At 72.6% G+C, this 26,320-nt stretch carries 23 protein-coding genes and 1 pseudogene; 7 read left to right on the forward strand and 17 right to left on the reverse strand.

Going from position 1 to position 26,320, the window contains the following annotated elements; all coding sequences use genetic code 11:
• Positions 1 to 103 precede the first annotated feature (103 nt).
• The 3 genes from GSY65_RS28805 to GSY65_RS28815 are packed head-to-tail and all read left to right on the forward strand — an operon-like array spanning position 104 to position 3,224.
• Positions 104 to 1,420 carry an ABC transporter substrate-binding protein gene (locus tag GSY65_RS28805; RefSeq protein WP_159774109.1) on the forward strand — a complete coding sequence of 439 codons (1,317 nt, stop codon included), beginning with the start codon at positions 104 to 106 and terminating at the stop codon, positions 1,418 to 1,420.
• Positions 1,420 to 2,373, forward strand: a complete 954-nt coding sequence (locus GSY65_RS28810) for a carbohydrate ABC transporter permease (protein WP_159774111.1) — start codon at positions 1,420 to 1,422, stop codon at positions 2,371 to 2,373. The genes GSY65_RS28805 and GSY65_RS28810 overlap by 1 nt, the downstream gene beginning before the upstream one ends.
• Positions 2,370 to 3,224 carry a carbohydrate ABC transporter permease gene (locus tag GSY65_RS28815; RefSeq protein ID WP_159774113.1) on the forward strand — a complete coding sequence of 285 codons (855 nt, stop codon included), beginning with the start codon at positions 2,370 to 2,372 and terminating at the stop codon, positions 3,222 to 3,224. The genes GSY65_RS28810 and GSY65_RS28815 overlap by 4 nt, the downstream gene beginning before the upstream one ends.
• A gap of 152 nt (positions 3,225 to 3,376) precedes the next feature.
• Here the strand turns inward: GSY65_RS28815 and GSY65_RS28820 are convergent, their stop codons facing one another.
• From GSY65_RS28820 to GSY65_RS28830, 3 genes are all read right to left on the reverse strand, one after another.
• A complete protein-coding gene (locus GSY65_RS28820) occupies positions 3,377 to 4,672 on the reverse strand; it encodes an HRDC domain-containing protein (RefSeq protein ID WP_201452699.1) in 1,296 nt (431 codons plus the stop codon).
• Between the two features lie 176 nt (positions 4,673 to 4,848).
• Entirely contained in the window at positions 4,849 to 5,508 is a 660-nt protein-coding gene (locus GSY65_RS28825; RefSeq protein ID WP_055540149.1) for a helix-turn-helix transcriptional regulator, read from the reverse strand.
• Positions 5,509 to 5,828: 320 nt separating this feature from the next.
• On the reverse strand, positions 5,829 to 6,458 hold the full coding sequence (locus tag GSY65_RS28830; RefSeq protein ID WP_201452700.1) for a DUF3000 domain-containing protein: 630 nt from the start codon (positions 6,456 to 6,458) through the stop codon (positions 5,829 to 5,831).
• Positions 6,459 to 6,687: 229 nt separating this feature from the next.
• Between GSY65_RS28830 and hemE the strand changes: the two genes are divergently transcribed.
• Positions 6,688 to 7,755 carry a uroporphyrinogen decarboxylase gene (gene hemE, locus GSY65_RS28835; protein WP_159774117.1) on the forward strand — a complete coding sequence of 356 codons (1,068 nt, stop codon included), beginning with the start codon at positions 6,688 to 6,690 and terminating at the stop codon, positions 7,753 to 7,755.
• A gap of 42 nt (positions 7,756 to 7,797) precedes the next feature.
• Here the strand turns inward: hemE and GSY65_RS34100 are convergent.
• Positions 7,798 to 8,013 (reverse strand): annotated as a pseudogene (locus GSY65_RS34100) (rhomboid family intramembrane serine protease); the annotation flags it as partial.
• 118 nt (positions 8,014 to 8,131) lie between these two features.
• Between GSY65_RS34100 and GSY65_RS28845 the strand changes: the two are divergent.
• Complete coding sequence (locus tag GSY65_RS28845; RefSeq protein ID WP_201452701.1) at positions 8,132 to 8,470, forward strand: hypothetical protein; 339 nt, start codon at positions 8,132 to 8,134, stop codon at positions 8,468 to 8,470.
• Between the two features lie 17 nt (positions 8,471 to 8,487).
• Here the strand turns inward: GSY65_RS28845 and GSY65_RS28850 are convergent, their stop codons facing one another.
• Both GSY65_RS28850 and GSY65_RS28855 read right to left on the reverse strand, forming a co-directional pair.
• Complete coding sequence (locus GSY65_RS28850; protein ID WP_159774119.1) at positions 8,488 to 9,885, reverse strand: FAD-dependent oxidoreductase; 1,398 nt, start codon at positions 9,883 to 9,885, stop codon at positions 8,488 to 8,490.
• Between the two features lie 27 nt (positions 9,886 to 9,912).
• Complete coding sequence (locus GSY65_RS28855; RefSeq protein ID WP_159774121.1) at positions 9,913 to 10,848, reverse strand: DUF4349 domain-containing protein; 936 nt, start codon at positions 10,846 to 10,848, stop codon at positions 9,913 to 9,915.
• Between the two features lie 167 nt (positions 10,849 to 11,015).
• On the opposite strand from GSY65_RS28855, the gene hemG reads away from it, so the two are divergent.
• Both hemG and hemQ read left to right on the forward strand, forming a co-directional pair.
• The gene (gene hemG / locus GSY65_RS28860; RefSeq protein ID WP_159774123.1) at positions 11,016 to 12,470 is read left to right on the forward strand and encodes a protoporphyrinogen oxidase; all 1,455 of its coding nucleotides are present in this window, start codon (positions 11,016 to 11,018) and stop codon (positions 12,468 to 12,470) included.
• Between the two features lie 5 nt (positions 12,471 to 12,475).
• Entirely contained in the window at positions 12,476 to 13,207 is a 732-nt protein-coding gene (gene hemQ / locus GSY65_RS28865; protein ID WP_159774125.1) for a hydrogen peroxide-dependent heme synthase, read from the forward strand.
• Between the two features lie 25 nt (positions 13,208 to 13,232).
• Here the strand turns inward: hemQ and GSY65_RS28870 are convergent, their stop codons facing one another.
• The 11 genes from GSY65_RS28870 to GSY65_RS28920 form a co-directional block, all read right to left on the reverse strand.
• Positions 13,233 to 14,864 carry an alpha/beta hydrolase gene (locus tag GSY65_RS28870; RefSeq protein WP_159774127.1) on the reverse strand — a complete coding sequence of 544 codons (1,632 nt, stop codon included), beginning with the start codon at positions 14,862 to 14,864 and terminating at the stop codon, positions 13,233 to 13,235.
• Positions 14,865 to 15,092: 228 nt separating this feature from the next.
• Positions 15,093 to 15,881 (reverse strand): DUF4142 domain-containing protein, encoded by a 789-nt coding sequence (locus tag GSY65_RS28875; protein ID WP_159774129.1) that lies wholly within the window; start codon positions 15,879 to 15,881, stop codon positions 15,093 to 15,095.
• A 291-nt stretch (positions 15,882 to 16,172) separates the two neighbouring features.
• On the reverse strand, positions 16,173 to 17,597 hold the full coding sequence (locus GSY65_RS28880) for a DUF692 domain-containing protein (RefSeq protein ID WP_159774131.1): 1,425 nt from the start codon (positions 17,595 to 17,597) through the stop codon (positions 16,173 to 16,175).
• Positions 17,598 to 17,747: 150 nt separating this feature from the next.
• A complete protein-coding gene (locus GSY65_RS28885) occupies positions 17,748 to 18,557 on the reverse strand; it encodes a DUF4142 domain-containing protein (protein WP_159774133.1) in 810 nt (269 codons plus the stop codon).
• A 140-nt stretch (positions 18,558 to 18,697) separates the two neighbouring features.
• Positions 18,698 to 19,306, reverse strand: coding sequence for a DUF4142 domain-containing protein (locus GSY65_RS28890; protein ID WP_159774135.1), 609 nt, complete (start codon positions 19,304 to 19,306; stop codon positions 18,698 to 18,700).
• A 182-nt stretch (positions 19,307 to 19,488) separates the two neighbouring features.
• Complete coding sequence (locus GSY65_RS28895) at positions 19,489 to 20,190, reverse strand: peptidyl-tRNA hydrolase (RefSeq protein WP_159776483.1); 702 nt, start codon at positions 20,188 to 20,190, stop codon at positions 19,489 to 19,491.
• Between the two features lie 405 nt (positions 20,191 to 20,595).
• The gene (locus GSY65_RS28900) at positions 20,596 to 20,823 is read right to left on the reverse strand and encodes a hypothetical protein (RefSeq protein ID WP_159774137.1); all 228 of its coding nucleotides are present in this window, start codon (positions 20,821 to 20,823) and stop codon (positions 20,596 to 20,598) included.
• Between the two features lie 46 nt (positions 20,824 to 20,869).
• On the reverse strand, positions 20,870 to 21,739 hold the full coding sequence (locus tag GSY65_RS28905; RefSeq protein ID WP_159774139.1) for a polysaccharide deacetylase family protein: 870 nt from the start codon (positions 21,737 to 21,739) through the stop codon (positions 20,870 to 20,872).
• A gap of 210 nt (positions 21,740 to 21,949) precedes the next feature.
• Positions 21,950 to 23,317 (reverse strand): PhoX family protein, encoded by a 1,368-nt coding sequence (locus tag GSY65_RS28910; protein ID WP_159774141.1) that lies wholly within the window; start codon positions 23,315 to 23,317, stop codon positions 21,950 to 21,952.
• Positions 23,318 to 23,422: 105 nt separating this feature from the next.
• A complete protein-coding gene (locus GSY65_RS28915; RefSeq protein WP_159774143.1) occupies positions 23,423 to 24,493 on the reverse strand; it encodes a slipin family protein in 1,071 nt (356 codons plus the stop codon).
• A gap of 302 nt (positions 24,494 to 24,795) precedes the next feature.
• On the reverse strand, positions 24,796 to 26,301 hold the full coding sequence (locus GSY65_RS28920) for a SulP family inorganic anion transporter (protein WP_159774145.1): 1,506 nt from the start codon (positions 26,299 to 26,301) through the stop codon (positions 24,796 to 24,798).
• Between the last annotated feature and the right edge of the window lie 19 nt (positions 26,302 to 26,320).

Here is a 26,320-nt window from a genome sequence, read left to right on the forward strand (position 1 = left end):
ACCCTTGGCGAGATTGGGACTTTACCGGTTCAGTGAAGGGCTGCCAGAGTGCCGAACCAGCCAACCCACCCGTGCTCGTCCGTCCCGAACGGAGCTGGTGCACATGAACCACCGAAGGACGCTCACCGGAACCCTGCTGGCCGCCGCACTCCTCGCGTCGGGCTGCACAGGCGGCGGAGGGGGCTCGAAGGCCGCCGACGCCAAGGCCCCCGACGATCCGTCGAAGGTGTCCGGAACCATCAAGGTCCTCACCCACCGCACCGACATCGTGCAGGACGGCACGATGAAGAAGTACGCGGCGGAGTTCAACAAGACCTACCCGAAGGTGAAGGTCGAGTTCGACGCGATCACGGACTACGAGGCCGAAGTCAAGATCCGCATGAACACCAAGAACTACGGCGACGTCCTCATGATCCCCGGCGTCATCAAGAAGAACGACTACCCCCGGTTCTTCGCCTCCCTCGGCACCCAGGACGAGCTCTCCAAGAAGTACCGCTTCACCGACTTCACCACGGTCGACGGCAAGGTCTACGGCCAGAGCCCCATGGGCGCGACACCCGGCTTCCTCTACAACAAGCGGATCTGGGCCGAGGCCGGCGTCACCGACTGGCCCACCACACCGGACGCGTTCCTCACCGCGCTCAAGGCCATCAAGTCCAGGACCGACGCCGTCCCGTACTACACCAACTTCGCCGCCCAGTGGCCGCTCACCCAGTGGACCTACGTCAACGGCTCGGTCAGCTGCGACACCGGCGCCACCACCGCCCTCGCCGAGGGCGACCCGTGGGGCGAGAACGGCGAACTGCGCGTCGGCGACACCCTGTTGTACGACATCGTCAAGCAGGGCCTGAGCGAGAAGGACCCGACGACCACCAACTGGGAGGAGTCCAAGCCCAAGCTCGCCAAGGGCGAGATCGCCACGGCCTGGCTCGGCAGCTGGGCGGTCATCCAGTTCCGGCAGGCGGCCGAGAAGGCCGGGGCCGACCCCGACGACATCGGCTTCATGCCGTTCCCCGCCCGCGTCGACGGCAAGGCGTGCGCGACCGCCAACCCCGACTACAACCAGGCCGTCAGCATCCACTCGAAGCACAAGGCGGCCGCCCGCGCCTGGGTCGACTGGTTCACCGACAAGTCCGGCTACGCCGAGGACAACCTGTCGATCGCGACGCTGAAGAACGCCCCGCTGCCCGAGTCGCTCCAGCCGTACGAGGAGCGGGGCGTGGAGCTGATCGAGCTCGACGACGCCAAGGGCGGCCAGGTCAAGGAGATCGACAACGCCTCGGAGGTCGGCATCTTCGCCCCCGAGTACCGTCAGGACCTCGTCGACCTCGCCCGCGGCGCCAAGGACGGCACCCTCGACGACTTCCTCGACGACCTGGGCGAGCGCTGGACCGAGGCGCAGAAGACCGTGGGTTCCTGATGCCCCCGACGCACACGACCGAGAAGGTGGCGCGGCCCCCGTCGGCCGCGCCCCGGCCCCCGGCGGCCCGGCCGGCCCCCCGCTCGGTGCGCCTGTGGCGGGGGCTCACCCCCTGGCTGTTCCTCGCCGCCCCGCTGGTCCTCCTGGTCGCCTTCACCTACGCCCCGGTCGTCAACATGCTGGCGTACAGCTTCACCGACTGGGACGGAGTCAGCCCCGAGCTGAGCTACATCGGCGCCGGCAACTACGTGGAGATCTTCACCCGCCCCGAGCTGTTCCAGGTCTTCTTCGTCAGCGGCTACTACCTGGCCGCCTCGGCGGTGCAGATCGCCCTCGCCCTCTACTTCGCGACCGTCCTCAGCTTCAACGTCCGCTTCCGGAACTTCTACAAGGGCGTGCTGTTCTTCCCGTACCTGATCAACGGCGTCGCGATCGGCTTCGTCTTCCTCTACTTCTTCCAGGACGGCGGCACTCTGGACTCGGTCCTCGCCCTCTTCGGACACGAGTCCGACCGCGCCTGGCTCGGCACTTCGACGTCCGCGAACATCTCCCTCGCGAGCGTCTCCGTCTGGCGCTACCTGGGACTGAACTTCGTGCTCTTCCTCGGCGCCATCCAGTCGATCCCGGGCGAGCTGTACGAGGCCGCCGAACTCGACGGGGCGGGCCGCTGGCACCAGTTCCGGTACATCATCGCGCCCGGCATCAAACCGGTGCTGAGCCTGAGCGTGATCCTGTCGATCTCGGGGTCCCTCTCGGTCTTCGAGATCCCGTACATCATGACCGGTGGCGCCACCGGCACCGAGACCTTCGTGATCCAGACCATCGACCTGGCGTTCCGCTTCAACAAGACCGGCCTCGCCTCGGCCGCCGCCGTGGTCCTGCTGCTGATCATCCTCGCGGTGACCTGGGTGCAGCGCCGTCTCGTCCCGGACGACAAGGTGGACCTCACATGACGCTCGCGCACCCGACCCCGGTCGTCCGCCGCCGGGTCGCCCGGACGCTCACCCACCTCTCCCTGGTCCTGGCGTCCGTGGTCGTCCTGCTGCCGCTCGCCGTGGTGTTCCTGACCTCGCTCAAGTCCGAGCAGGAGATGGCGAGGGGCAGCCGGGCGCTCGGCCTGCCCGACGACCTCCTCAACCTCCGGAACTACGCGACGGCGTTCCGGGACGGCGAGATGCTCGCCGCGTTCGGCAACACCGCCTTCATCCTGCTGTTCGCCGTCACCGGCACGGTGGTCATCGGCTCGATGGCCGCCTACGCCATCGACCGGTTCACCTTCCGCTTCCGCAAGCTGATCGTCGCGCTCTTCCTCGTCGCCACCCTGGTGCCGGGGGTGACCACCCAGGTGGCGACCTTCCAGATCGTCGACAGCTTCGGCATGTTCGACAGCCTCTGGGCGCCGATCGCGCTCTACATGGGCACCGACATCGTCTCGATCTACATCTTCCTGCAGTTCGTCCGGTCGATCCCGATCTCCCTGGACGAGGCGGCCCGCCTGGACGGCGCCAACGCGTTCACCATCTACCGGAAGATCATCTTCCCGCTGCTGAGGCCGGCGATCGCCACCGTCGTCATCGTGAAGGGCATCACCGTCTACAACGACTTCTACATCCCCTTCCTCTACATGCCCTCGGAAGACCTTGGCGTGATCTCGACATCCCTGTTCCGCTTCAAGGGGCCCTACGCCGCCCACTGGGAGACCATCTCGGCGGGAACGGTCCTGGTCATCCTGCCGACCCTGATCGTCTTCCTGGCCCTGCAGAGGTTCATCTACAACGGCTTCATGAGGGGAGCGACGAAGTAGAGGGCGACGAAGAGGCTGACCGAGCAGGGGGCGCCTCGTGACTCCCGGTGGCCCAACAGGGGCGCGGGGAACCGCGCGACCAGCCCCCACACACCCGCGCCCGCCTGCGCACCACACCGCAGGCACCCCCGAGGCGCCCCACCGCGGAGCGGCTACGCGCCCCTGCCCACCGCCGACAGCGCCCCCACCAGCACCGGTGTCACCAGCTCCACCTGCCACGCCCGCGCCCCGTAGCCCGCGAGCGCGGCGGAGACCGACTCGGCGTCAGCCATGGCCGGCGGCTCCCAGCACAGGCGCCGCACCGTGTCCGGCGTGATCAGGTTCTCCTGCGGCATGTTCAGCTGCTCCGCCAGCGCGCTGACCCCGGCCCGCGCCGCGGACAGCCGCGCGGCCGCCGCCGGGTCCTTGTCGGCCCACGCCTTCGGCGGCGGCGGCCCCGTCACCGGCTGGCCGTGGGCCGGCAGCGCGGTCTCGGGCAGCGCCTTCGCCCGGTCCACCGCCGCCTGCCACTGCTCCAGCTGCCGCCGTCCCACGCGGTGCCCGAAGCCGTTCAGCGCGGCGAGGGCCTGCGTGCCCGCCGGCAGTGCCAGGGCCGCCTCGACGATCGCCGCGTCGCTGAGCACCTTGCCCGGTGAGACGTCCCGGCGCCGCGCGATACGGTCCCGGGCCTCCCACAGCTCCCGCACGACCGCCATCTGCCGCCGGCGCCGTACCTTGTGCATCCCGGACGTGCGCCGCCACGGGTCCTTGCGGGGCTCCGGGGGCGGCGCCGTGGCGATCGCGTCGAACTCCTGGCGGGCCCATTCGAGTTTGCCCTGCCGGTCCAGCTCCTTCTCCAGCGCGTCCCGCAGATCGACGAGCAGCTCCACGTCGAGGGCGGCGTAGCGCAGCCAGGGCTCGGGCAGGGGGCGGGTCGACCAGTCGACCGCGGAGTGGCCCTTCTCCAGCACGTAGCCGAGGACGTTCTCGACCATCGCGCCGAGGCCGACGCGGGGGAAGCCGGCGAGGCGGCCGGCCAGCTCGGTGTCGAAGAGGCGGCTGGGGACCATGTCTATCTCGCGCAGACACGGCAGGTCCTGGGTGGCCGCGTGGAGCACCCACTCGGCGTCGGAGAGTGCCTCGCCGAGGCCGGAGAGGTCCGGGCAGGCGATGGGGTCGATGAGCGCGGTGCCCGCGCCCGCACGGCGCAACTGCACCAGATAGGCGCGCTGGCCGTAGCGGTACCCGGACGCGCGTTCGGCGTCGACGGCGACGGGGCCGGAGCCGGCGGCGAACGCGGCGATCACCTCGGCCAGCGTCGCCTCGTCGGCGATCACGGGCGGAATGCCGTCCCGCGGCTCCAACAAAGGGATCGGCGCCTGAGCGTCAGAAGATCCGCCGTCGTCCGGAGGGGCGCCTCCGGTGGTTCGCAGGGTGCTGTCTGCTGCGGTCTCTTGGGCGTCGGTCACCTGTCAAGGGTATCTGTGTATGGACATGGCCCGCCGACGGAACGTTCCGTCGGCGGGCCATGCAGGGGCGTAAACAAGTCATGTGTCACACGAGTCAGTGAAACTTCTCTGCGTATCGGGAGAGGCGGGGCGTCATCGAACGATCTCGACCCCCTGCCTGCCGCTCCGGCGCGACCTCAGTGGATGATCCCGGTGCGCAGGGCCACCGCGACCATTCCGGCGCGGTCACCGGTGCCGAGCTTGCGGGCGATACGGGCGAGGTGGCTCTTGACGGTGAGCGCGGACAGGCCCATCGACACGCCGATCGCCTTGTTCGACTGGCCCTCCGCGACCAGGCGCAGCACCTCGACCTCGCGGCCCGACAGCTCCCGGTAGCCGCCCGGGTGGCTCGGGGCACCCGGGGGACGGCGGTGCATACGGGCGGCGGAGCCGAGGGGCGCGGCGCCGGGACGGGTGGGCAGTCCGATGTTGGTTCGGGTGCCGGTGACGACGTATCCCTTCACGCCGCCCGCGAGGGCGTTGCGGACGGCGCCGATGTCGTCGGCGGCGGAGAGCGCGAGGCCGTTGGGCCAGCCCGCGGCTCGGGTCTCGGAGAGGAGGGTCAGGCCGGAGCCGTCCGGCAGGTGGACGTCTGCCACGCAGATGTCACGGGGGTTGCCGATGCGGGGACGGGCCTCGGCGATGGACGAGGCCTCGATGACATCGCGGACACCGAGAGCCCACAGGTGACGGGTGACGGTCGACCGGACGCGCGGATCGGCCACCACCACCATCGCGGTCGGCTTGTTCGGACGGTAGGCGACCAGGCTTGCGGGCTGCTCGAGGAGAACGGACACCAGGCCTCCTGGGGTGCGGGACGAGGGGGCCGGTTCGCCGGGCTCGTGGGGTCGTGGCCGGGACGAACCGTGCTTTCAAGGTCACAGAGGTCTTCGGCATCAAACCTCTGCTCCTTTAGAGAATGATCACGATTTGGTGAGTAACAATCCGTGCAATTCGGACGCACCTTCGATCATTCGAAGACCGAACGGTGTCGCTTCACGTCGATACGAGCCAGAAAGTGGCCGTATCGACAAAGTGATGGTGATGATCGGCGTGGCGTCGCGGCACGAAAAAGGACCGCGCCCCTCGGGGCACGGTCCTCGGACGGCGACGGGTCTCAGCGTGACTGCGGCCCCCGCCGCTGCGGCAGCGTCACCACGGCCGCGTCCCCCGGATCGACCGCGGGCGGCAGCCCGGCGATCTGGGCGAGCAGATCGCACCAGGACGCCAGGTGCGCCGCCGTGTCCGGCACGCCGCCCAGCACCTCACGCGGCGTCCAGGACGCCCGGATCTCGATCTGCGAGGCCGGGGGCCGCGCGGCGAGCCCTCCGAAGTAGTGCGAGCCGGCGCGGGTCACCGTCCCGCTCGGCTCGCCGTACGACAGTCCGCGCGACTGCAGCGCGCCGGTCAGCCAGGACCAGCACACCTCGGGCAGCAGCGGGTCGGCGGCCATCTCCGGCTCCAGCTCCGCGCGCACCAGCGTCACCAGCCGGAAGCAGCCCTGCCAGGCATCGTGGCCCGCCGGGTCGTACAGCAGGACGAGACGGCCGTCGGCCAGGTCCTCGTCGCCCTCGACGACCGCGGCCTCCAGGGCGTACGCGTAGGGGGCGAGCCGCTGCGGGGGCCGGGTGGGCTCGATCTCGATCTCCGGCCGCAGGCGGGTGGCCCTCAGCGCGTCGACCGCGGAGCGGAACGGCAACGGGGCCGTCCCACCCGCATCGCGCTCCCCCTCCTTCGCGTCGTCCATTCCGCCAGCGTCGTCCGACAGTCGTCCCTGAGCCGCAGCCATGCCGGAACAGTAAGGGGAACGGAGCCCCGGCGCAGGGCAAGACACCCGTGCGCTGGGTCACGGTCGGATCGCGCTCAGCGAACGCCGCCGGGCGTCGTCCCGGTGAGGGTGGCCGGAAACGATCGCCCGCCCGCGTTGTCCACAGCCCCGGCCGTCCCTGTCAAGCGGCCGTGCGAGACTTTGCCTCGTGAGTGCCAACGCCAGCCCCTCGGGCCACCAGCCGACCGCCACGTACGACTCCGCCTTCCTCAAGGCGTGCAGGCGCGAGCCCGTGCCGCACACACCGGTGTGGTTCATGCGGCAGGCCGGACGCTCACTGCCGGAGTACCTGAAGGTGCGCGAGGGCATCCCGATGCTGGAGTCGTGCATGCGGCCCGAGCTGGTCACCGAGATCACCCTCCAGCCGGTCCGCCGGCACCACGTGGACGCGGCGATCTACTTCAGCGACATCGTCGTCCCGCTCAAGGCCATCGGCATCGACCTCGACATCAAGCCCGGTGTCGGCCCGGTCGTCGAGCGCCCGATCCGCAGCCGCGCCGACCTCGCGCAGCTGCGCGACCTGACCCCCGAGGACGTCTCCTACGTCACCGAGGCGATCAACATGCTCACCGCCGAACTGGGCGGGACCCCGCTCATCGGCTTCGCCGGCGCCCCGTTCACCCTGGCCAGCTATCTCGTCGAGGGCGGCCCCTCCCGCACGTACGAGAACGCCAAGGCGATGATGTACGGCGACCCGGAGCTGTGGGCCGACCTGCTCGACCGGCTGGCCGAGATCACCGCCGCGTTCCTCCGCGTCCAGATCGAGGCCGGCGCCTCCGCCGTCCAGCTGTTCGACTCCTGGGCCGGCGCGCTCGCGCCCGCCGACTACCGCCGCTCGGTGCTGCCCGCCTCGGCGAAGGTCTTCCGGTCGGTCGAGCGGTACGGCGTGCCGCGCATCCACTTCGGCGTCGGCACCGGCGAACTGCTCGGTCTCATGGGCGAGGCGGGCGCGGACGTCGTCGGTGTCGACTGGCGCGTCCCGCTCGACGAGGCCGTCCGCCGCGTCGGCCCCGGCAAGGCGCTCCAGGGCAACCTCGACCCGACGGTCCTGTTCGCCGGCCCCGAGGCCGTCCGGACCAAGACCCGCGAGGTGCTCGACTCGGCCGCCGGCCTGGAGGGCCACGTCTTCAACCTGGGCCACGGCGTCCTGCCCTCCACCGACCCCGACGCGCTGACCCGCCTCGTGGAGTACGTCCACGAACAGACCGCCCGCTAGCACCTGGTCTTCCGCGGCGCGGCGCCCGCCCACCACCCGTGACCCGTGCCGTGCCCGCCTGCCCCGCAGCAGGCCGCGCGGCTCGGGCGGGGGAGGGGTGTCCGGGCGCGGCGGCCGGGCGAGCAGCATGCCCGCGACGAAGCCGACGAGGTGGGCCGCGTACGCCACCGTCCCCGCCTCGAGGGCGCCCTCGTCGGACGAGTACACCGCCTGGAGCACGAACCAGGGGCCCAGCACCGGCCACGCCGGCAGGCGCAGCGAATGTGCGGGAACCGGCCCGCCCCCGCGGTGGCGTACCCGGCCGTCTGACATGTGAACGCTCGTGCACGGTGGTGCGTATGTGTCCTCAACCGCGGATCTACGTGAGGAACAGGCGATGAACGACCGAGTCACTCCTTCGATGCACGCCACCCCCGACGGTGAGGCGGAACTGTCCCTGGTGGTGAAGCTCACCTGGGAGGACGTGGCCGCGCTCGGCCAGGAGGCCGGGCGGCTGTCCGCGCGGATGCAGCGGCCGGTGACGCTGGACGAGGCGGTGAGCCACCGGCTGCGGTCGGTGCGGGCGACCGCGGCGCACGCCAAACCGGCGACGCCGCCCACGGCCCCCGCCGCTGTGACCTCCTCCGCGTCCGTGTCGTCGCTGCCGTCGCGTCCGGGGGCGGACCAGGCGATGCAGGCCATCGACCGGATCAGCGGCAACTCGTCGGCGGGCTAGGACGACTCGTCGGCGGTTCAGTCACCCGACCTGACCGCCGTCACCGCCTTTCTCGCCGCCACCAGAACCGGGTCCCAGACCGGCGAGAAGGGCGGGGCGTAGCCCAGGTCCAGGGCTGTCATCTGTTCGACCGTCATGCCCGCCGTCAGCGCCACGGCGGCGATGTCGACGCGCTTGCCCGCGCCCTCCCGGCCGACGATCTGGACGCCGAGGAGGCGGCCCGTGCGGCGTTCGGCGAGCATCTTGACCGTCATCGGGGCGGCGCCCGGGTAGTAGCCGGCGCGGCTGGTGGACTCGATGGTGACGGCGACGAACTGCAGGCCCGCGCGGCGGGCGTCCTTCTCGCGCAGGCCCGTGCGCGCGATCTCCAGGTCGCAGACCTTGCTGACGGCGGTGCCGACGACGCCGGGGAACGTGGCGTAGCCGCCGCCGACGTTCGCGCCGATGACCTGCCCGTGCTTGTTGGCGTGGGTGCCCAGCGGGATGTGCCGTTCCCGGCCGGAGACCAGGTCGAGGACCTCCACGCAGTCGCCGCCCGCCCAGATGTCCTCGTGGCCGCGGACCCGCATCGACAGGTCGGTCAGCAGGCCCCCGTGCTCGCCCAGCTCAAGCCCCGCCGCCCGCGCCAGCTCCGTCTCGGGGCGCACCCCGATACCGAGGACCACCACGTCCGCCGGGTACTCGGCGTCGTCCGTGGCGACCGCGCGGACCCGGCCGTCGTCGCCGGTGAGGAACTTGGTGACCTCGGCGTCGTCGACCATGGTGATGCCCATGCCCTCCATGGCCCGGTGCACCAGGCGGCCCATGTCCGGGTCCAGCGTCGACATCGGCTCCCTGCCGCGGTTGACGACCGTGACCTCGTACCCCCGGTTGATGAGCGCCTCCGCCATCTCCACGCCGATGTAGCCGGCGCCGACGACCACCGCGCGGCGGCCCCCGGTGGCGGCCAGCGTGTCGAGGAGGGCCTGCCCGTCGTCGAGGTTCTGCACCCCGTGCACCCCGGGGGCGTCGACGCCGGGCAGTTCCGGGCGGACCGGGCGGGCCCCGGTCGCGATCACGAGCTTGTCGTACGACGTCCAGTACTCGTCACCGGCGTCCACCTCGCGCGCGCGGACGCGCCTGCCCTCGACGTCGATCTCCACGACCTCCGTGCGCATCCGCAGATCGATGTCGCGGGCCCGGTGCTCCTCGGGCGAGCGGGCGATCAGCCGGTCCCGTTCGGGGACGTCGCCGCCGATCCAGTACGGGATGCCGCACGCCGAGTACGAGGTGAAGTGACCCCGCTCGAACGCCACGATCTCCAACGCGTCGGGCCCTCGCAGCCTGCGCGCCTGCGACGCGGCGGACATGCCCGCCGCATCGCCCCCGACGACGACCAGGCGTTCCCTCGAACGTTCCGTACGGCTCATGTTCATGGGAACACGCTACGGCCGCCCGGCATTTCAGCTCTCCTCGCCGCCTTCCGGCTCGGCGGCCGGGGCGGAGCGGCGCGAACGGCCGGAGAAGCGGAACCACAGCAGCAGGACGAGGGCCGTGACCGCCGCGAACGGCAGGACCGCGGCGAGCGCCATGCCCAGCCAGCGGAACACCGCGACGAACGCGTTCCAGCCGCCCGCCAACGCGTCCGCGAACCCAGGCTCGTCGTCCTCGTCGGCCTTCTTCACCGCGGTCTCCGACAGCGACAGCGTGACGGTGGCGAGGCTCGTGCGGTCCTTCAGGGACTTCTGCCGGGCGAGCAGCGACTCCAGGTCCGCCTGACGCGTGCTCAACTCGCCCTCCAGCGTCACCACGTCGCTGATCCTGGTGGCCCGGTCCATCAGTTCGCGGATGCGGGCCACACTCGCCCGCTGTGTCGTGATGCGGCTCTCCACGTCCACGACCTGCTCGGTGACGTCCTCCGCCTTGGCCTTGCGCTCGATCAGCCTGCCGGTGCCCTCCAGCGCCGTCAGGACCTCCTCGTACTTCTCGGTGGGCACCCGCAGCACCACCCGGGTCCGCTCGCGGCCCTCGCCGTCGCGGGTCGTGGACTCGTCGCCCACGAACCCGCCCGCGTTCTCGGTGACCGTCCGGGCCTCGGCCAACGCCTTCGGTACGTCCTTCACCCGCACGGTCAGGCTCGCGGTGCGGATGACGTGACTCGGTCCGAGCGTCGGCGCGGAGTCGGCGGACCGGTTCCCGCGCGAACCGCCGCCGCTCCCGTCGTCGAGCGCCCCCTCCTGCCGTGCCGCGGCGCCGGCCTTGCTGTCGGCGGACATCCCGCCGTCCGAGGAGTCGTCGCCGGCGCCGCACCCGGCGAGGGCCAGCGCGGCGGCGAGGAACAGGGCGGCGAGGGCCCCGGCGGGCCGTCGGCGGGATCGGTGTGCGTGTGTCTGTGCCATGGCGGCGTACCCCCGAGGATCGTGTCCGGCTTGCCCGGTGACGCTCCTTCGACGCCACAGCCGCCCCGGACGTTCGCGGGGCCCGGTTCCGAAGCGGTCACGGTCGGGACTCGGTGGGGCCACACGGCCCTACCGGGGCCGTCGCGGGCGTCTGAGAAGGTGGACCCATGAGCGCATCACGTCCGGAAGCCGGACATGTCGTCGTCGTCGGAGCGGGGATCGCGGGGCTGGCCGCCGCGCACGCGCTGCTGGACAGAGGCGCCCGGGTGACCGTCCTGGAGGCCACGGACCGGGTCGGCGGCAAGCTGCTGCCCGGCGAGGTCGCGGGCGCCCGGGTCGACCTCGGCGCCGAGTCCCTGCTGGCGCGCCGCCCCGAGGCGATCGCGCTCGCCCGGGAGGTCGGACTCGCCGACCGGCTCCAGCCGCCCGCCACCGCCACGGCCTCCCTGTGGACGCGGGGTGCCCTGCGCCCCATGCCGAAGGGCCACGTCATGGGGGTCCCCGGCACCGCGTCCGCCCTGTCCGGGGTGCTGTCCGACGAGGGCCTCGCCCGCATCGAGCGCGACGCGGACCTGCCCCGCACGGAGGTCGGCGACGACGTCGCGGTGGGGGAGTACGTGGCGGCCCGCGTCGGCCGGGAGGTCGTGGACCGCCTGGTGGAGCCGCTTCTCGGCGGCGTCTACGCGGGCGACGCGTACCGCATCTCGATGCGCTCGGCCGTCCCGCAGCTCTACCAGGCCGCCCTGACCCACACCTCCCTCACCGAGGCCGTCCGGGAGATCCAGGACCGCGCGGCCGCCGCCCGGCAGACCGGCCCCGTGTTCATGGGCATCGAGGGCGGCGTGGGACAACTGCCGCTCGCGGTCGCGGAGTCGGTGCGGGCCCGCGGCGCCGAGATCCTCACGCGCAGCCCCGTCACGGAGCTGCGCCGCGAGAGCACCGGAGGCTGGCGCGTCGCCACCGGCGACCGGGCGCTGCACGCCGACGCCGTCGTCGTCGCCGCCCCCGCCCCCGTCGCCGCCGACCTGCTGCGCGCCGAGGCCCCCGAGGCCGCCGCCGAACTCGCCGGCGTCGAGTACGCCTCCATGGCCCTCGTCACCCTCGCCTACCGCCGCGCCGACGTCGCCCTCCCCGCGGGCAGCGGCTTCCTGGTGCCGCCGGTCGACGGGCGCACCATCAAGGCGTCCACCTTCTCCTCCCAGAAGTGGGGCTGGCTCGACGAGCAGAACCCCGACCTGCTGATCCTGCGCACCTCCGTGGGCCGCCACGGCGAGACGGAGATCCTGGCGCACGAGGACGCCCACCTCGTCGACGTCTCCCTCCAGGACCTGCGCGAGGCCACCGGCCTGATCGCCCGCCCCGTCGAGACCCGTGTGACCCGCTGGGACGACGGCCTGCCCCAGTACCCGGTAGGCCACCACGCGCGCGTGGCCCGGGTCCGCGAGCACCTCGGCAAGCTGCCCGGCGTCGCCGTCTGCGGCGCCGCGTACGACGGCGTCGGCGTCCCGGCCTGCGTCGCGAGCGCGGCGGCCGCCGTCGACCAGATCCACGGTGACCTGCGCGCTGTGCAGGACCTCACGGCCAACCCGGTGCAGAGCCTGCACGGCGGAGCGGGAGAATGAGTTCCATGAGTGACGACGCCCCCACCACCGAGTCCGGCCGTGTCCCGAACAAGGGCAAGCTGGCCAAGGACCTCAACGAGGTCATCCGTTACACGCTGTGGTCCGTCTTCAAGCTGAAGGACGTGCTCCCGGAGGACCGCACCGGTCACGCCGACGAGGTACAGGAGCTGTTCGACCAACTCGCCGCGAAGGACGTCACCGTGCGCGGCACCTACGACCTGTCGGGCCTGCGCGCCGACGCCGACCTCATGATCTGGTGGCACGCGGAGACCAGCGACCAGCTCCAGGAGGCGTACAACCTCTTCCGCCGCACCCGGCTGGGCCGCGCGCTGGAGCCGGTCTGGTCGAACATGGCGCTGCACCGCCCCGCGGAGTTCAACCGCTCGCACATCCCGGCGTTCCTCGCCGACGAGACGCCGCGCGACTATGTCAGCGTCTACCCGTTCGTGCGTTCCTACGACTGGTACCTGCTGCCGGACGAGGACCGCCGTCGGATGCTCGCCGACCACGGCAAGATGGCCCGCGGCTTCCCCGACGTCCGCGCCAACACGGTCGCCTCGTTCTCGCTGGGCGACTACGAGTGGATCCTGGCGTTCGAGGCCGACGAGCTGTACCGCATCGTCGACCTCATGCGCCACCTGCGTGCCTCCGAGGCCCGGATGCACGTCCGCGAGGAGGTCCCGTTCTACACCGGCCGCCGGAAGTCGGTCGCGGAACTGGTCGAGGGCCTGGCGTAACCCGCCGTGGTCCGCTGCGGCCCGCCTACCCGCGCCCCGGAAGGGGCGCGGGGAGCGGCGCGTCCGGGGCCGTCGCGGTCGCCCGACCGGTGGGCGGTGCGCTCACCGAGCGCGCGGCGGCGGGCTTCGGTTCCGGGCGTCCCGCGCAGGCCGCCCGCCCGTCGGGCACCCGGCCCTCCAGCAGATACGCCTCCAGATGCGCGTTGACGCACGTGTTGGGGCCGCCCGCCACGCCGTGGCTCCCGGCGTCCCGCTCGGTCACCAGCACCGACCCCCACAGCCGCCGATGCAGCGCGATCGCCCCCTCGTACGGCGCGGCCGCGTCCCGTTCCGCCGCGAGGATCAGCGTCGGCGGCAACTCGCCGGGCCCGGTGCGCACGTCCAGGGGGCGCTGCCGCGGCGCCGGCCAGTACGCGCACGGCAGGTTCGTCCACACGTTGTCCCACGTCTCGAAGGGCGCCGTCCGGGCGAGCCGGGTGTTGTCGCGGTCCCAGACCCGGAAGTCCGTCGGCCAGGGCCCGTCGTTGCACTCGACGGCCGTGTACACCGCGTTCGCGTTCTCCTGCTCGACGGCCGCCTCCGGGTACGGTCCGGCCAGCTGGACCAGCGGTTTCGCATCCCCCCGCAGATACGCGGAGAGCGCGAGCGCGCGCTGCGGCCAGTAGTCGTCGAAGTACGCGGCCTGCAGGAACGCGCTCTGCAACTGCCCCGGTCCCACCTTCCCGCCGGCCGGCCGTGCGGCCAGGCGGGCCGCCGCCCGCTCGTAGCTGCGCAGCACCTTCCGCGCGGTGTTCCCCAGCCGGTACACCTTGTGGTGCTTGGCGGCCCACCGCCGGAAGTCCGCCCAGCGCCCCTCGAACGCCGCCGACTGGTCGAGGTTGTTGCGGTACCAGATCCGCTCGGGGTCCGGGTTCACCGCCGAGTCGAAGACCATCCGGCGCACCCGCGAGGGGAACAGCGTCGCGTACAGCGCCCCGAAGTAGGTGCCGTACGACGCCCCCATGAACGTCAGCCGCTGCTCGCCGAGCGCGGCGCGCAGCACGTCGAGGTCGCGGGCGTTGTTGAGTGAGTGGTAGTGCCGCAGCGCGCTCCCGGCCCGCTGCGCGCACCCGCGCGCGTACGCCTGTGCCCGCGCGATCCGCTGCTTCTTGTATGCCGCCGAGGGGTGCGTCGGCGCGGGGCTGGGCCCTTGGTGCAGGCGCTTCGGGTCCTGGCAGGACAGCGGCGCCGACCGCCCGACGCCGCGCGGCGCGTACCCGACGAGGTCGTAGGCCGCCGCGATCCGCTTCCACTGCGGCAGGATCCCGATCAGCGGGAAGTACATCCCGGAGCCGCCGGGCCCGCCGGGGTTGAACACGAGCGCCCCCTGCCTGGGGACCTTGCCCTTGCCCCTGGCCTCGACCCGGCTGACGGTGAGGGAGATCTGCCTGCCGAAGGGCCGGGCGTAGTCGAGCGGCACCTTGACCGTCCCGCACCGCAGCAGGTCCGGCAGCCCCTCCGCCTTCGGGCACGTCCCGAACCGGATGCCCTCCGCCGCCGCCCTCCCGGCCGCGACCTCCACCCCCATGACCGCGGTGGTCCCACTCGCCGCCGGCGCGGCGGCGACACCGCTCAGCAGCACCGCCCCGACCGTCCCGTAGAGCACGGCAGCTCGCATCGCGTATCCCTCCGAAGCACGACAGCAACAAAAGTGATGTTTCGTTCGGAAGGGGGTGATGTAAAGCACCGCCCCCCGGTGTCGCCCACCGCCCGGTGGGCGACACCGGGGGGCGGTGACAGTTTCAAGTGCCGCGGCAGGCAACGTCTGCCCCGTCGCGACGCCCGGCACGCCGGGAGTACGCACCGGACGCCGCTCCTCGACGGGTAAACGTTGCCTGCCGCGGCACTAGTCCTCGCCCTCCTCGCGCGGGCCCGTCGCCGCCGGGGGGAGCGAGTAGCGCGGGGAGGGGGAAGCCGTCGGGGTGGGGGTCACCGGGACCGGGGAGCCGGGGTCGTCCAACGGGCCGGGCGGGGCCGGTGAGGTGGTGATGGGCGGAGGGCTCGCGGCGGCCGCGTCCCGGGCGATCGCGTCGTAGTCGACGAGCCCGGTGGCCTCCAGGACCTTGATGTGGTCCAGCACGGTGGTGTTGGCGTCGTCGGCGAGGTCGCGGACCAGCGAGTTGCGGGTGGTGGCGCGGACCTGGGCGACGACGGGGAACACCTTGCCGTGGGCCATGCGCGCGATGTTCGCGAACTCCCGGTCGTACTGCTCGCCGCGCGCCGCCTCCAGCGTGCTCAGCCACGCCTTCTGCTGGTCGTTCGGCTGGTTGGGCAGGGCCAGCCCGAGCCGGGACGCGACGTCGCGGACCCGCGCGTCGAGGAAGGTGTGCCCCTCGACGAGGTGCTCGCCCGCCGTCCGTACGGCCTTGGTGGTGCCCTTCGTCTGGGCCTGCTGCCCGGCGGGCAGCTCCCACAGCCCTGCCAGTCTGACCTTGGTGATGAACTCCCGGTCCAGGCCGGACAACGCCCCGTACCGCGTCGTCACGGTGGACGCGTTCAGGGTGTCGACGCCGGTTCCCGAGCGGTCGCTGTACGACCAGATCGGGAAGACCAGCGCCAGGAGCGTCGCCGTCAGTCCGGCGACGATGAGCGCTGTTCCGTTGAGCAGTCCTCTGCTGCGTCTGTCGGATCGCATGGTGCCTCCAGCTCGCGGCACCGCACGCAGGTGCGTTTCGGGTGCGGATGGGCCTACGGGACGGCATGTTACTGCCCGGTCCGCATCAACTGCCGTACGGGGAGGAAGGGTTGAGGGCGGTACAAATCGCACCGGATGGGATGTCCGGGACGTCGGACAGGTCAGGTGAAAGCGGAGTGAATAGGGTGTGAAACCCGTGTGTGGGGCGTGGATGTGTTAATCGCAGCACACCGGGGGCGCGCGAGAAGCCGCCGCGCTTCGGGCAGCGGGGCGGTGAGGGGGCGCACGGCGTCAACGGCGCAGCAGCACCCTGGCGGTCGCACGGGCCAGCCGCGCCGTGGGGCGCCGGGACAGGGGCGCCGGGCCGGAGCGCTCCAGCCACCACGCGCGCAGCGCACGCCGGGTGCCCGCGTCCTCGACCCGGTCGCCCAACAGCAGGTGCTCGGCGAAGGACAGCGCGTCGCGGCGGTAGCCGCCGGTCATCGGGTGACCCTGCGCGTACGCCACGAACGCCGGCCGGTACGACGTGCCGAGGATCTCCGGCAGTTCCGGCGCGACCTTGCCCACGACGTCCGCCCGCTTGGCCGCGAGCGCCCGGGACTGCACCCCGAGCCGTACCCGGTCGAACCCCTCGGGCACCGGCGTCCCCGCGACCAGCGCCGACAGCAGCGCGGCCTGGGCCAGCCCGAGCCGCTGCCGGGCGCCGGGCTCACCGTCGCCACCGGGTGCCCCCTCGGCGGAGACCACCGGCTCGGCCGCCGCGTCCGACACGGCGGGCGTCGCGTCCGACACGGCAGACGCCGTGGCCGGCGCGGCCGGTGTCGTGGCCGAAGCGGCGGGCTCGGTCGGCGCGGGCACGGCGCCCCCGACCCCGGCGGTCCTCAGCACCCCCCGGATCGCGTCCAGCTCGCGCTCCAGCTCGGCCGGCTCCGGGAAGTTCTCGTCGCGCTCCAGGAGGACGCCGGGTGGGGTCACCCGGGATGCCAGGTCGGCGAGGACGTCGAGGACCTGCTGGGGGACCGGGTGGGCGTGGCTGTCGTGCCAGACGCCGTCCCGCTCGAAACCGCCCGCGACATGGACGTACGCGAGGGCCTCGACCGGCAGCTCGTCCAGGGCCTTCGCGGGGTCCTCGCCCCGGTTGACGTGGTTGGTGTGCAGGTTCGCCACGTCGATCAGCAGGCGGACCCCGGTGCGGTCGACGAGGTCGTACAGGAACTGGCCCTCCGTCATCTCCTCGCCCGGCCAGTTGATCAGCGCCGCGATGTTCTCCAGGGCCAGCGGCACCGGCAGTGCGTCCTGGGCGATGCGCACGTTCTCGCACAGCACGTCCAGCGCGTCCCGGGTACGCGGCACCGGCAGCAGGTGACCGGCCTCCAGCAGCGGCGACGCGGTGAGGGCGCCCCCCGCCCGCACGAACGCGAGGTGCTCGGTGACGAGGGGCGCGCCCAGGACCTCCGCACGCTCGGCGAGGGCGCGCAGCCGCTCCTTGTCGGGGCGGTCGGCGCCGCCGAGGCCGAGCGAGACGCCGTGCGGCACGACCGTGACGCCCCGCTCGCGCAGCCGCAGCAGCGACTCGGGGAGGTGGCCGGGGCAGAGGTTCTCCGCGACGACCTCGACCCAGTCGACACCGCCGGCCCGCCCGGCCATGCGCTCGACGGCGTCCGCGATCTCCGGACGCCATCCGATCCCCGTACCCAGCTGCCTGATCCGCTCCATCGTCCCCTCCTCGGTCACGGCTGTACCCAGACCCTGTGTTCGTCTCCTCACGGCGGACCTGTGTTCCGGCGTGACGGAGTCATGGCCCCGTCGCTCGCAGCCGAACCCCGAGAAGGGGACCTTCAGAGCAACATTTGAGCTTTCGCCGGACTACTGGACCTGCGGTTCGCCCTGGTCCTTGTTCAGCTCCTCCGGGTCGGGCCGACCGGTGGGGACGAGGCCCGGCGTGGTCGGCGACGGGGTCGACTTCACATCCGGGTTGGTCGACGGCTCCGCGGCGGGCGCGGGCTGCACGATCTGCCCCGGCACCGGCGGCGGCGGGCCGGTCGGGCTCGCCGTACCGCTGACCGAGTTGTCGGCGATCTGGGCGAAGTCGATCTCCCCGGTCGCCTCCAGGATCGTGATGTGGTCGAGCACGGTCTGGTTGGCGTCGGAGGCCAGCTGGCGGACCAGGGTGTTGCGGGTGCTGTTCCGCACGGAGGCGATGGCCGGGAAGATCTTGCCGTGCGCGGCCCGCAGCAGGTTCGCCCACGTCTTGTTGTACTCGGCCTCGGTCTTGGCGGCGGTCATCTCGTCCAGCCAGCCCTGCTGCTGGGCGTTGGGCTGGTTCGGCAGCTCGACCCCCAGCTTGGCCGCGATGATCCGGGACCGCTTGTCCAGGTCGGTGTGGCCCTTGATCAGGTGGTCCGCGGCCTCCCTGACGGACTTGCTGCCGCTGCGCTCCAGGGCCTGCTGGCCGGCCGGCAGCTCCCACAGTCCCGCGAGCCGCACCCGGATGATGAGGTCGCGGTCGGAGGGGGTGAGCGGTCCCCACTGCGTGGTCACCGTGTCACCGGTGGGCACGGCCGCGGCGGCCGCCGCGTTGCGGTTGGGGTACGAGTAGAACACGGGGTAGGCGACCGCACTGACTGTGCCGACGATCGCCACGGCGACGAGGACAGAGCCCTTGGAGCGTCGCAAAGGTGCCTCCCGGAGGAAACCAACTGGTCGTTGGGGACTGAAGTCTTGCTGGGCGTGGAGTGGGGGTGGGACCGTCCGGGCCGCGCCGTCCGAGCGGCGGGCCGACGGCCACGTGCACGGGCGTACCGCGGCGGGCGGTGTCAGATCGTGCCGTTGGCGATGGCGTCGAAGTCGACCTGGCCGGTCTTCTCCAGCATCGTGATGTGGTCGAGCACGGTCTGGTTGGTGTCCGAGGCCAGTTGGCGCACCAGCGTGTTCTCGGTCATGTTCCGCACGGTGCCGATGGCCGGGAAGATCTTGCCGTGGGCCGAGCGCAGCAGGTTGGCCCAGACGCGGTCGTACTGGTCGTCGGTGGCGTTGGTCATCTGCTGCAGGAAGCCCTGCTGCTGGGCGTTGGGCTGGTTCGGCAGTTCGACGTTCAGCTGCTCCGCCACGGCCCGCACCCGCTGGTCGAGGTCCTTGTGACCCACGATCAGATGGTCCGCGGCCTCCTTGACGGCCGGACTCTTCGACCGCTGCATCGCCTGCTCGGCGGCCGGCAGCTCCCACAGTCCCGCGAGCCGCACCCTGACGATCAGGTCACGGTCGGCGGCCGTCAGCGGCCCCCACTGGGTGTTGACCGTGCCCGCCGCCATGTTGGCCTGAGCAGTGCCCGAGCGGTCGGCGTAGGACCAGACGGGGAACGCAAGCGCTCCGACGGTGACGACGAGCGCCAGGCTGGCGATGACCGAGCCATTGATACGCCGCAAAATGAGCCTCCCGGGTAATGCCAACTGGTCGTTGGGGCAGTTGCTTGGCCAGTGCCGGGAGATACGTACGCGATCGTCAGCCTGTTCAACGGCGGCCCACAGTCACCGAAAAGTCCTGCGCGCACGCGGAAACGGCGCCGGGCCGGTGGCGCGGTCCCACGGTGGGCGGGCGTGGCCCGGGGTCAGTCGCGCAGCGCCGGGTGGTCCGCGACCACCGTGCAGGAACCCGGGGCGATCTCCGTGAAGCCCGCGTCGCGGACCAGGGGGAGCCCCGAGGTGGTGAGCGCGTGCCAGCGGGCGGGGTCGGCGGTGCGGACGGCGAGCGGGAACCCGGCCTCCCGCCAGGCGGCGCGGTCCTCGTCGGAGAGGTCCCACCAGGCCAGTTGGGCACCGTGGCCCGCCTGCGCCATGGCCTTGCCCGCCGACATCTCGACCTCGGGGTTCAGCCAGAGCACCGGGAGCGCGGGATCGGTGTCGGCCGGCGGCTCCGGGTCGTCGAGGTCCGTGCCGGACACCTGCAGACGGGCCAGCTCCTTGGGCCAGCCGTCCAGCGGCACGGGCGGGAAGACCCGCACCTCCGCCGCCTTGCCCGTCACCGTGATCCCGGGCAGGGCCCCGGCCCGCCGCCACTCCGCTCCGCGCGCCCGCCGGACCACCTTGCGGATCCGGGCGTCCTGCCAGTTCCGCATCGCCTCGGCCCACTCTCCCGCCCCGACCGACCGCTCGTCGCTCAGCATCACCAGCACGGCACGCGCGGCCGTCTCCAGCGCGTCCGTGCGCGCCGGCGGCTCCGCCCGTTCGATCCGTACGACCAGCGGCAGCACGAACTGCGGCGCCTCGTCCCGGGCGGTCCGCTCGTCCCGGAAGGGACTGTCCTGCGCCACCGGTACGTCCGGCCGCGGGGCCGCCGGACCGCTGCCCCGGTCCTCTCCGGGGGCGGGAGGCGCGGCGGCATCCGGCGCCTGCGCCGACGCCGGGGCGTGGACCGGCAGGGGGAGGGAGGCCGGGTCGAGGGCGGCAGCCGGGACGGGGACGTCCGGGACAGGGGCGGGCGAAGGGACGGGGGTGGGCAGGGGAGCGGGGGTGGAGGCCGGGTCGCTGGTGGTCACGCCCCCCAGTCTGCCAGCGGCCGCCCCGCTCCGGCCGCCCGCGGGGGGCGGGGGCGAGGGAGAGGGGGACCGGGGCGGGCGCGGGGTGCGGCCCCGTTCGAGGGCCCTGTGCGCGGCGGCCGGGACGGCGCCGGCGTGCGTGCTGACGACACGGCGCGCGCCCTGGCCGGACGTCACCCGTCAGCCCGAGCAGGCCGTGCGCTCCGCCTCGCGCCACTCGCACACGGGGCACAGGGTGATCCCCCGGTGGGACTCGGGATACCCGGTCGGTTCCTGGCACAGGACACAGGCGGCGAAGGGCGGACCGGCGGCGACGGGGGCCTGCCCCGCCGTCACCGGGGCCGACGCGGAGGCCGGGGCCGGAGACGCACCCGTGGGGGTCGTCCCGGTGCCGCAGTAGTCGCTCATGTGTCCAGCGTAGGACGACGGGCAGGGAGCGCCCCGCGCGCGGGGCTCATGGCGTGGTGGCGGCGGTCGCCCCGACCAGTTCCGACACCTTCACGAGCCGGAACCCGCGCTCCCGCAGCGCGGGCACGATCATCCGCACCGCCCGCTCCGTGACGGGTGCCGTACTCCTCACGCAGTGCAGGACGACGACGGAACCGGGCCGCACGCGCTCCAGCACCTCCCGGGCGACCGCCGCCGGATCCGTGGCCGCCGTGTCCCCGCCGGCGACGTCCCACTGCACGGCCGTGACGCCGGACGCGCTGAGTGCGCGCAGCGCGCGGCGGTCGTAGCAGCCGCCCGGGAAGCGGAAGTACGGCATCGGGTCCGCCACCCCGGCCGCGCGGAACGCGGTGTAGGCCCGCTCGACGTCGGCCGCGACCCGGTCCGCCGCCAGGGTGGGCAGGCCGCGGCAGCCGGCACTGAACGCCCGGTGGCCGTACGAGTGGTTCGCCACCTCGAAGAGTGGGTCCCGTCCGATCGAGCGGGCCTGGATCGGGTACTCCTCGGCCCAGCGCCCCGTCATGAACACGGTCGCCGGCACCTTCAGCCGGCGGAGTGTCGCGATGAGCCGCGGGTTGTCGAACCGCTCGCCCGCGGCGGCCCGTGCCCCCTGCTCCTCGGTCAGGTCGGCGTCGAAGGTGAGCGCGACCGTCTTCTCGCCCCGGTCCCGCGGCCCGTGCTCGAAGACCGGCGCGAGGCCGGCCGGTCCGGGAGCGAGCGTGGGGGGCCGGGACGCCACGACCGGGTGCGGGGGCGTCCCCGTGGCGGTGGCGGTGACCACGCGGGACGAGGCCCGCGGCCCACCGCAGGCGGTCAGGGCGATTCCGAGCGCCCCGAGCGCGCAGAGTGCCCTGACAATCCGTACAGGAACGATCACGGGACGAACGTAGACGTCTCGCGCTCCCCGTTCATCCGATCACCAGCTCGTCCGCCCGGATTCCACCCCCGAAGTCACCCGCCTGGCCGACCGCGGCGGAGGCCGGGGCGCGGCGGAAGCCGGGGGTGCGGGGGACGCACGAGAGGGGGCGGGCGCCCGCAGGTGCCCGCCCCCTCTTCCGACCGGCCGGGTCGGACGCGATCCGTCACCTCACGTACGGCGCCACGGCCCCGTCACCGCGAACGTCGTGCCCGGCGTGTAGCAGTTGACGTACATCGTGCGCCCGTCGGGCGAGAACGTGACGCCCGCGAACTCGCCCCACTCGGGTTCGCCGGGCGTGCCGATGTTCTGGGCGTTGCGGGCCATGGCGTAGACGTCGCCGCGGCGGGTGACGCCGTACACGTGCTGGGCGCCGTTGCCGTCCTCGCAGACCATGAGGCCGCCGCTGGGTGCGAGGCAGATGTTGTCGGGGGACTCGCCGGGCAGCTGGACGTCGGTGTCGGGGCCGAAGACGATCACCAGGGTGAGGGTGCGGTCGTCGGGGTCGTAGCGCCAGATCTGGCCGTAGTGGTCGGCGGCGGAGCCGTCCGAGCTGCGGGCGAAGGACGAGACGAAGTAGACGCAGCGGCCGCCCCAGTAGCAGCCCTCCAGCTTCTGGGCGTGGGTGATGCCGCGGGGGCCGAAGTCCTGGTGGCGGATGGCCGTCGTGGTGGCCAGCGGGTCCGGGACGTCCACCCATTCGATCTTCTCGAAGCGGGCGCCCGTCTCCTGGATGGAGGACAGGTCGGGGACCCCGGGCACCCGCATCGCCTGCAGGCGGCCGCCCGCGCGCAGGGAACCCGGGCCGCCCTTGGGCCGCTCGGGGAGGAAGCGGTAGAAGAGGCCGAAGGGCCGCTCGAAGGCGTCCTCCGTCTCGTAGACGACGCCGCGCCTCGGGTCGACGGCGATCGCCTCGTGCTGGAAGCGGCCCATCGCCGTGAGCGGGACGGCACCGGAGCGGTGCGGATCGACCGGGTCGACCTCGAAGATGAAGCCGTGGTCCTTGGTGTAGCCGTTGGTGCCGGCCTTGTCCTCGGTCTCCTCGCAGGTCAGCCAGGTGCCCCACGGAGTGGGGCCGCCCGCGCAGTTGACGGCGGTACCGGCGATGGCGACGCGTTCGGCCAGCACGTCACCGCGGGCGTCCAGCGTCAGGGCCGTACAGCCGCCCTTGCCCGCAGGGTCGTAGGTGAGGCCCTCGACCGTGGGGACGGGGATACGCCCGGTGGCGCGGTTCTCGTGGTTGCGGACCAGGTGGACGCGGCCGTGTCTTCCGGCGAAGGCGGACATGCCGTCGTGATTGCTGGGCACGCGGCCCTCACCGGAGCGGAGCTGGTCGCCCTCGCGGGAGAGGACCCGGTAACGGAAACCTTTCGGCAGGTCGAGCAGGCCGTTCGGGTCGGGGATCAGCGGGCCGTAGCCGCTGTGGCCGAGGTCGCTCTGCGCGGCCGCTGTGCCGGCGAAGAGTTCGGACAGGGCTCCGGTGAACGCGATGCCCGCTCCCAGGGCACCGGTACGGGCCAGGGCCTGACGTCGAGTCACTGACACGGGACAACCTTCCTGTTGGCGGACAGGACGTGACCCGCCTGTGTGTATCACGGGGGTACGGCCGCGTGAACCACGCCCGGAGAAGGTGTTCCGTAGGTATCACTCGGTCGGCGTGGGGTTGTCGGGCGTGACGGGTGGGAAGGGCGGGGCGACCGGTGGGGCGTCCGGGGTCCGGTGGGGCGGAAGCACGGCCCCCGGACCGGAGAGGTCGTCAAGCCCGGGCGGGACGGCTGATCCAGGTGTGTCCGCAAGCCCGGCGGGGGAGGCCGAGCCGAACGGGTCCGGGATCTGCGCGGGGGGCGCCGCACCGTCCGGGTCCGCGAGATCCGCGCGGGGGGCGGGGGCGGCCGGGTCCTCGACCGGGGGGTTCGGGTCCCGGTGGGGCCGCGGTTCGGGGGCGCTCTCCTGCTCCGACCGGCCCCGTTCCAGGAAGCGCAGGAGCTCCACCGGGATGGGGAGGACCAGGGTCGAGTTCTTCTCCGCGGCCACCGCCATCACCGTCTGGAGCAGGCGCAGCTGGAGCGCGGAGGGCGTCTCGGCCATCTGCTTCGCCGCCTCCGCCAGCTTCTTCGACGCCTGCAGTTCGGCGTCCGCGTTGATGATGCGGGCCCGGCGTTCGCGGTCCGCCTCGGCCTGGCGGGCCATGGAGCGCTTCATCGTGTCGGGGAGGGAGACGTCCTTGATCTCGACGCGGTCGATGGTGACGCCCCACTCCACGGCCGGGCTGTCGATCATCAGCTCCAGCCCCTGGTTGAGCTTCTCCCGGTTGGAGAGGAGGTCGTCGAGGTCGCTCTTGCCGATGATCGAGCGCAGGGAGGTCTGCGCCATCTGGGAGACGGCGAAACGGTAGTCCTCGACCTGCACGACCGCGCCGGCCGGGTCGACGACCTTGAAGTACACGACCGCGTCCACGCGGACCGTCACGTTGTCGCGGGTGATGCCCTCCTGGGCCGGCACCGGCATCGTCACGATCTGCATGTTCACCTTGCGGATACGGTCGACCACGGGGACGACCATGGTGAGTCCGGGCTGTCTGGTCGCGCCGAGCAGACGGCCGAGGCGGAAGACGACGCCGCGTTCGTACTGCTTGATGACGCGGGCCGCCGCCGCGAGATAGACGGCGCCGCCGGCGGCGAGAACCGCGGCTGCCGCGATGAGTGCTTCGCCCATGACGACCGCCCCTTCGAGCCGACCGTGACGACCGCCCCCGGTCACTCTCGGTCGCCGCGTATCCGCGAAGTCGTCGTAAATCGTTGTGAATACCACGATATGCCTCGGGCGGGGACTTCGGCGAATGCCCTTCCGCGGGGGGCCCGAGCACGGCCCGACCGCGGGTGATCCATCCGTGCCCCACCTGTGGATCACCGGTGGGGCACCGGTGGGGCACGGGTGGCGCCCCGGTCGCGAGGACCGGGGCGCCGGGACGGGGGCGGGCCTGCGGGCCGCCGCCCGCCTGGTGGGGCCGTACGGGGTCAGGCTGTCGCCGAGGGGACCTTCTCCGGCTCCGGGCCCGTCATCCGCACCGGCTCGGTGCCGGTCGCGCTGTGACGTTCCGCCCAGTTCTCCAGGGCGGTGCGGCAGGCGTGGTCGAGGTGGAGCAGACCGGAGAGGTGAAGCTCGACGGGACGGTCCTGGGGCAGGGACTCCAGGCTGTCGAGGATCTTCGGCAGCCGCAGGAAGGTGGCGTTGCCGGAGAGGTAGGCCTGGACGGGGCCGGAGCCCTTGTCGATGACCTCCAGCTTGATGTGCGAGGCCTCCCAGGCCGTCTTGACGACCGCGAGGGCCAGACCGATGAGGACGCCCTCGAACATGTTCACCGCGACGATCGACACGGCGGTCGTCACCAGGATCAGCGCCTCGCCGCGGTGGCCGCGCCACAGCGAGACGACCGCGCGGAACGGGATCAGCTTCCAGCCCGCGTGGACGAGGATGCCGGCCAGGGCCGGCAGGGGTATCAGCGCGAGGGCCCCCGGCAGCAGCGCGGCGAACAGCAGCAGCCACACACCGTGCAGGACACGGGACGCCTTGGTCCGCGCCCCGGCGTGCACATTGGCGGAGCTGCGCACGATGACCGCGGTCATCGGCAGCGCGCCCAGCAGCCCGCACACCGTGTTGCCGGCGCCCTGGGCCATCAGCTCTTTGTCGTACTGGGTGCGCGGCCCGTCGTGCAGCCGGTCCACCGCCGCCGCGCTGAACAGGCTCTCGGCGGACGCGATCAGCGTGAAGGCGAGGATCGTACCGATCAGCGCCACGTCGGCCAGTCCGCCGAAGGCGTCCAGACCGGGCGGCTGGACGGAGTCCAGCAGGCCCTTCACCTCGACCTTGGCGACCGGCAGGCCGAAGGCCAGGGCGGCGACGGTGGCGAGCACGACCGCGGCGAGCGCGCCCGGCACGACCTGGACCTTCTTCGGCAGCCGTTTCCACAGCACCATCACGGCGACGGTGCCCGCGCCGAGCGCCAGGGAGGCGAGCGCGGCGGCGCTGCCCACGGCCTCCACGAAGGCGCCGGGCAGCCCCGCGATCTTGTCGAGCCCGGAGGCCGGGGCCTCCAGGCCCGCCGCCGCGTACAGCTGGCCGGCGATGATCACGAGTCCGATACCGGCCAGCATGCCCTCGACCACGGACACGGAGATCGCGCGGAACCAGCGGCCCAGCTTCAGCGCGCCCATGACGAGCTGGAGCAGACCGGCGGCGAGCACGATCACGCCGAGCGCCGGAAGGCCGAACTGGCGCACCGCCTCGAAGACCAGCACGGTCAGCCCGGCCGCCGGGCCGGAGACCTGCAGGCTGCTGCCGGGCATCAGACCGGCGACGATGCCGCCCACGATGCCGGTGATCAGGCCGAGTTCGGCCGGCACCCCGGAGGCGACGGCCACGCCCACGCACAGCGGCAGGGCGACCAGGAACACGACCAGCGAGGCGCCGAAGTCCTGGCGTATGTGGGGGAACTTGGACGTGGGGGAGGTGGGGGAGTTCATCGAGGACACCGGCCCGCCG

This window comes from Streptomyces sp. HM190 (assembly GCF_009857135.1).
GTDB lineage: Bacteria > Actinomycetota > Actinomycetes > Streptomycetales > Streptomycetaceae > Streptomyces > Streptomyces heilongjiangensis.

What these genes read in the sequence shown, in the direction of transcription:
- GSY65_RS28805 (WP_159774109.1), top strand. Translation starts at nt 104, where the DNA reads ATGAACCACCGAAGGACGCTCACCGGAACCCTGCTGGCCGCCGCACTC.
- GSY65_RS28810 (WP_159774111.1), top strand. Translation starts at nt 1,420, where the DNA reads ATGCCCCCGACGCACACGACCGAGAAGGTGGCGCGGCCCCCGTCGGCC.
- GSY65_RS28815 (WP_159774113.1), top strand. Translation starts at nt 2,370, where the DNA reads ATGACGCTCGCGCACCCGACCCCGGTCGTCCGCCGCCGGGTCGCCCGG.
- GSY65_RS28830 (WP_201452700.1), bottom strand. Translation starts at nt 6,458, where the DNA reads ATGGACGACGCGAAGGAGGGGGAGCGCGATGCGGGTGGGACGGCCCCG.
- GSY65_RS28845 (WP_201452701.1), top strand. Translation starts at nt 8,132, where the DNA reads ATGAACGACCGAGTCACTCCTTCGATGCACGCCACCCCCGACGGTGAG.
- GSY65_RS28850 (WP_159774119.1), bottom strand. Translation starts at nt 9,885, where the DNA reads ATGAACATGAGCCGTACGGAACGTTCGAGGGAACGCCTGGTCGTCGTC.
- GSY65_RS28855 (WP_159774121.1), bottom strand. Translation starts at nt 10,848, where the DNA reads ATGGCACAGACACACGCACACCGATCCCGCCGACGGCCCGCCGGGGCC.
- hemG (WP_159774123.1), top strand. Translation starts at nt 11,016, where the DNA reads ATGAGCGCATCACGTCCGGAAGCCGGACATGTCGTCGTCGTCGGAGCG.
- hemQ (WP_159774125.1), top strand. Translation starts at nt 12,476, where the DNA reads ATGAGTGACGACGCCCCCACCACCGAGTCCGGCCGTGTCCCGAACAAG.
- GSY65_RS28870 (WP_159774127.1), bottom strand. Translation starts at nt 14,864, where the DNA reads ATGCGAGCTGCCGTGCTCTACGGGACGGTCGGGGCGGTGCTGCTGAGC.
- GSY65_RS28875 (WP_159774129.1), bottom strand. Translation starts at nt 15,881, where the DNA reads ATGCGATCCGACAGACGCAGCAGAGGACTGCTCAACGGAACAGCGCTC.
- GSY65_RS28880 (WP_159774131.1), bottom strand. Translation starts at nt 17,597, where the DNA reads ATGGAGCGGATCAGGCAGCTGGGTACGGGGATCGGATGGCGTCCGGAG.
- GSY65_RS28900 (WP_159774137.1), bottom strand. Translation starts at nt 20,823, where the DNA reads ATGAGCGACTACTGCGGCACCGGGACGACCCCCACGGGTGCGTCTCCG.
- GSY65_RS28915 (WP_159774143.1), bottom strand. Translation starts at nt 24,493, where the DNA reads ATGGGCGAAGCACTCATCGCGGCAGCCGCGGTTCTCGCCGCCGGCGGC.
- GSY65_RS28920 (WP_159774145.1), bottom strand. Translation starts at nt 26,301, where the DNA reads ATGAACTCCCCCACCTCCCCCACGTCCAAGTTCCCCCACATACGCCAG.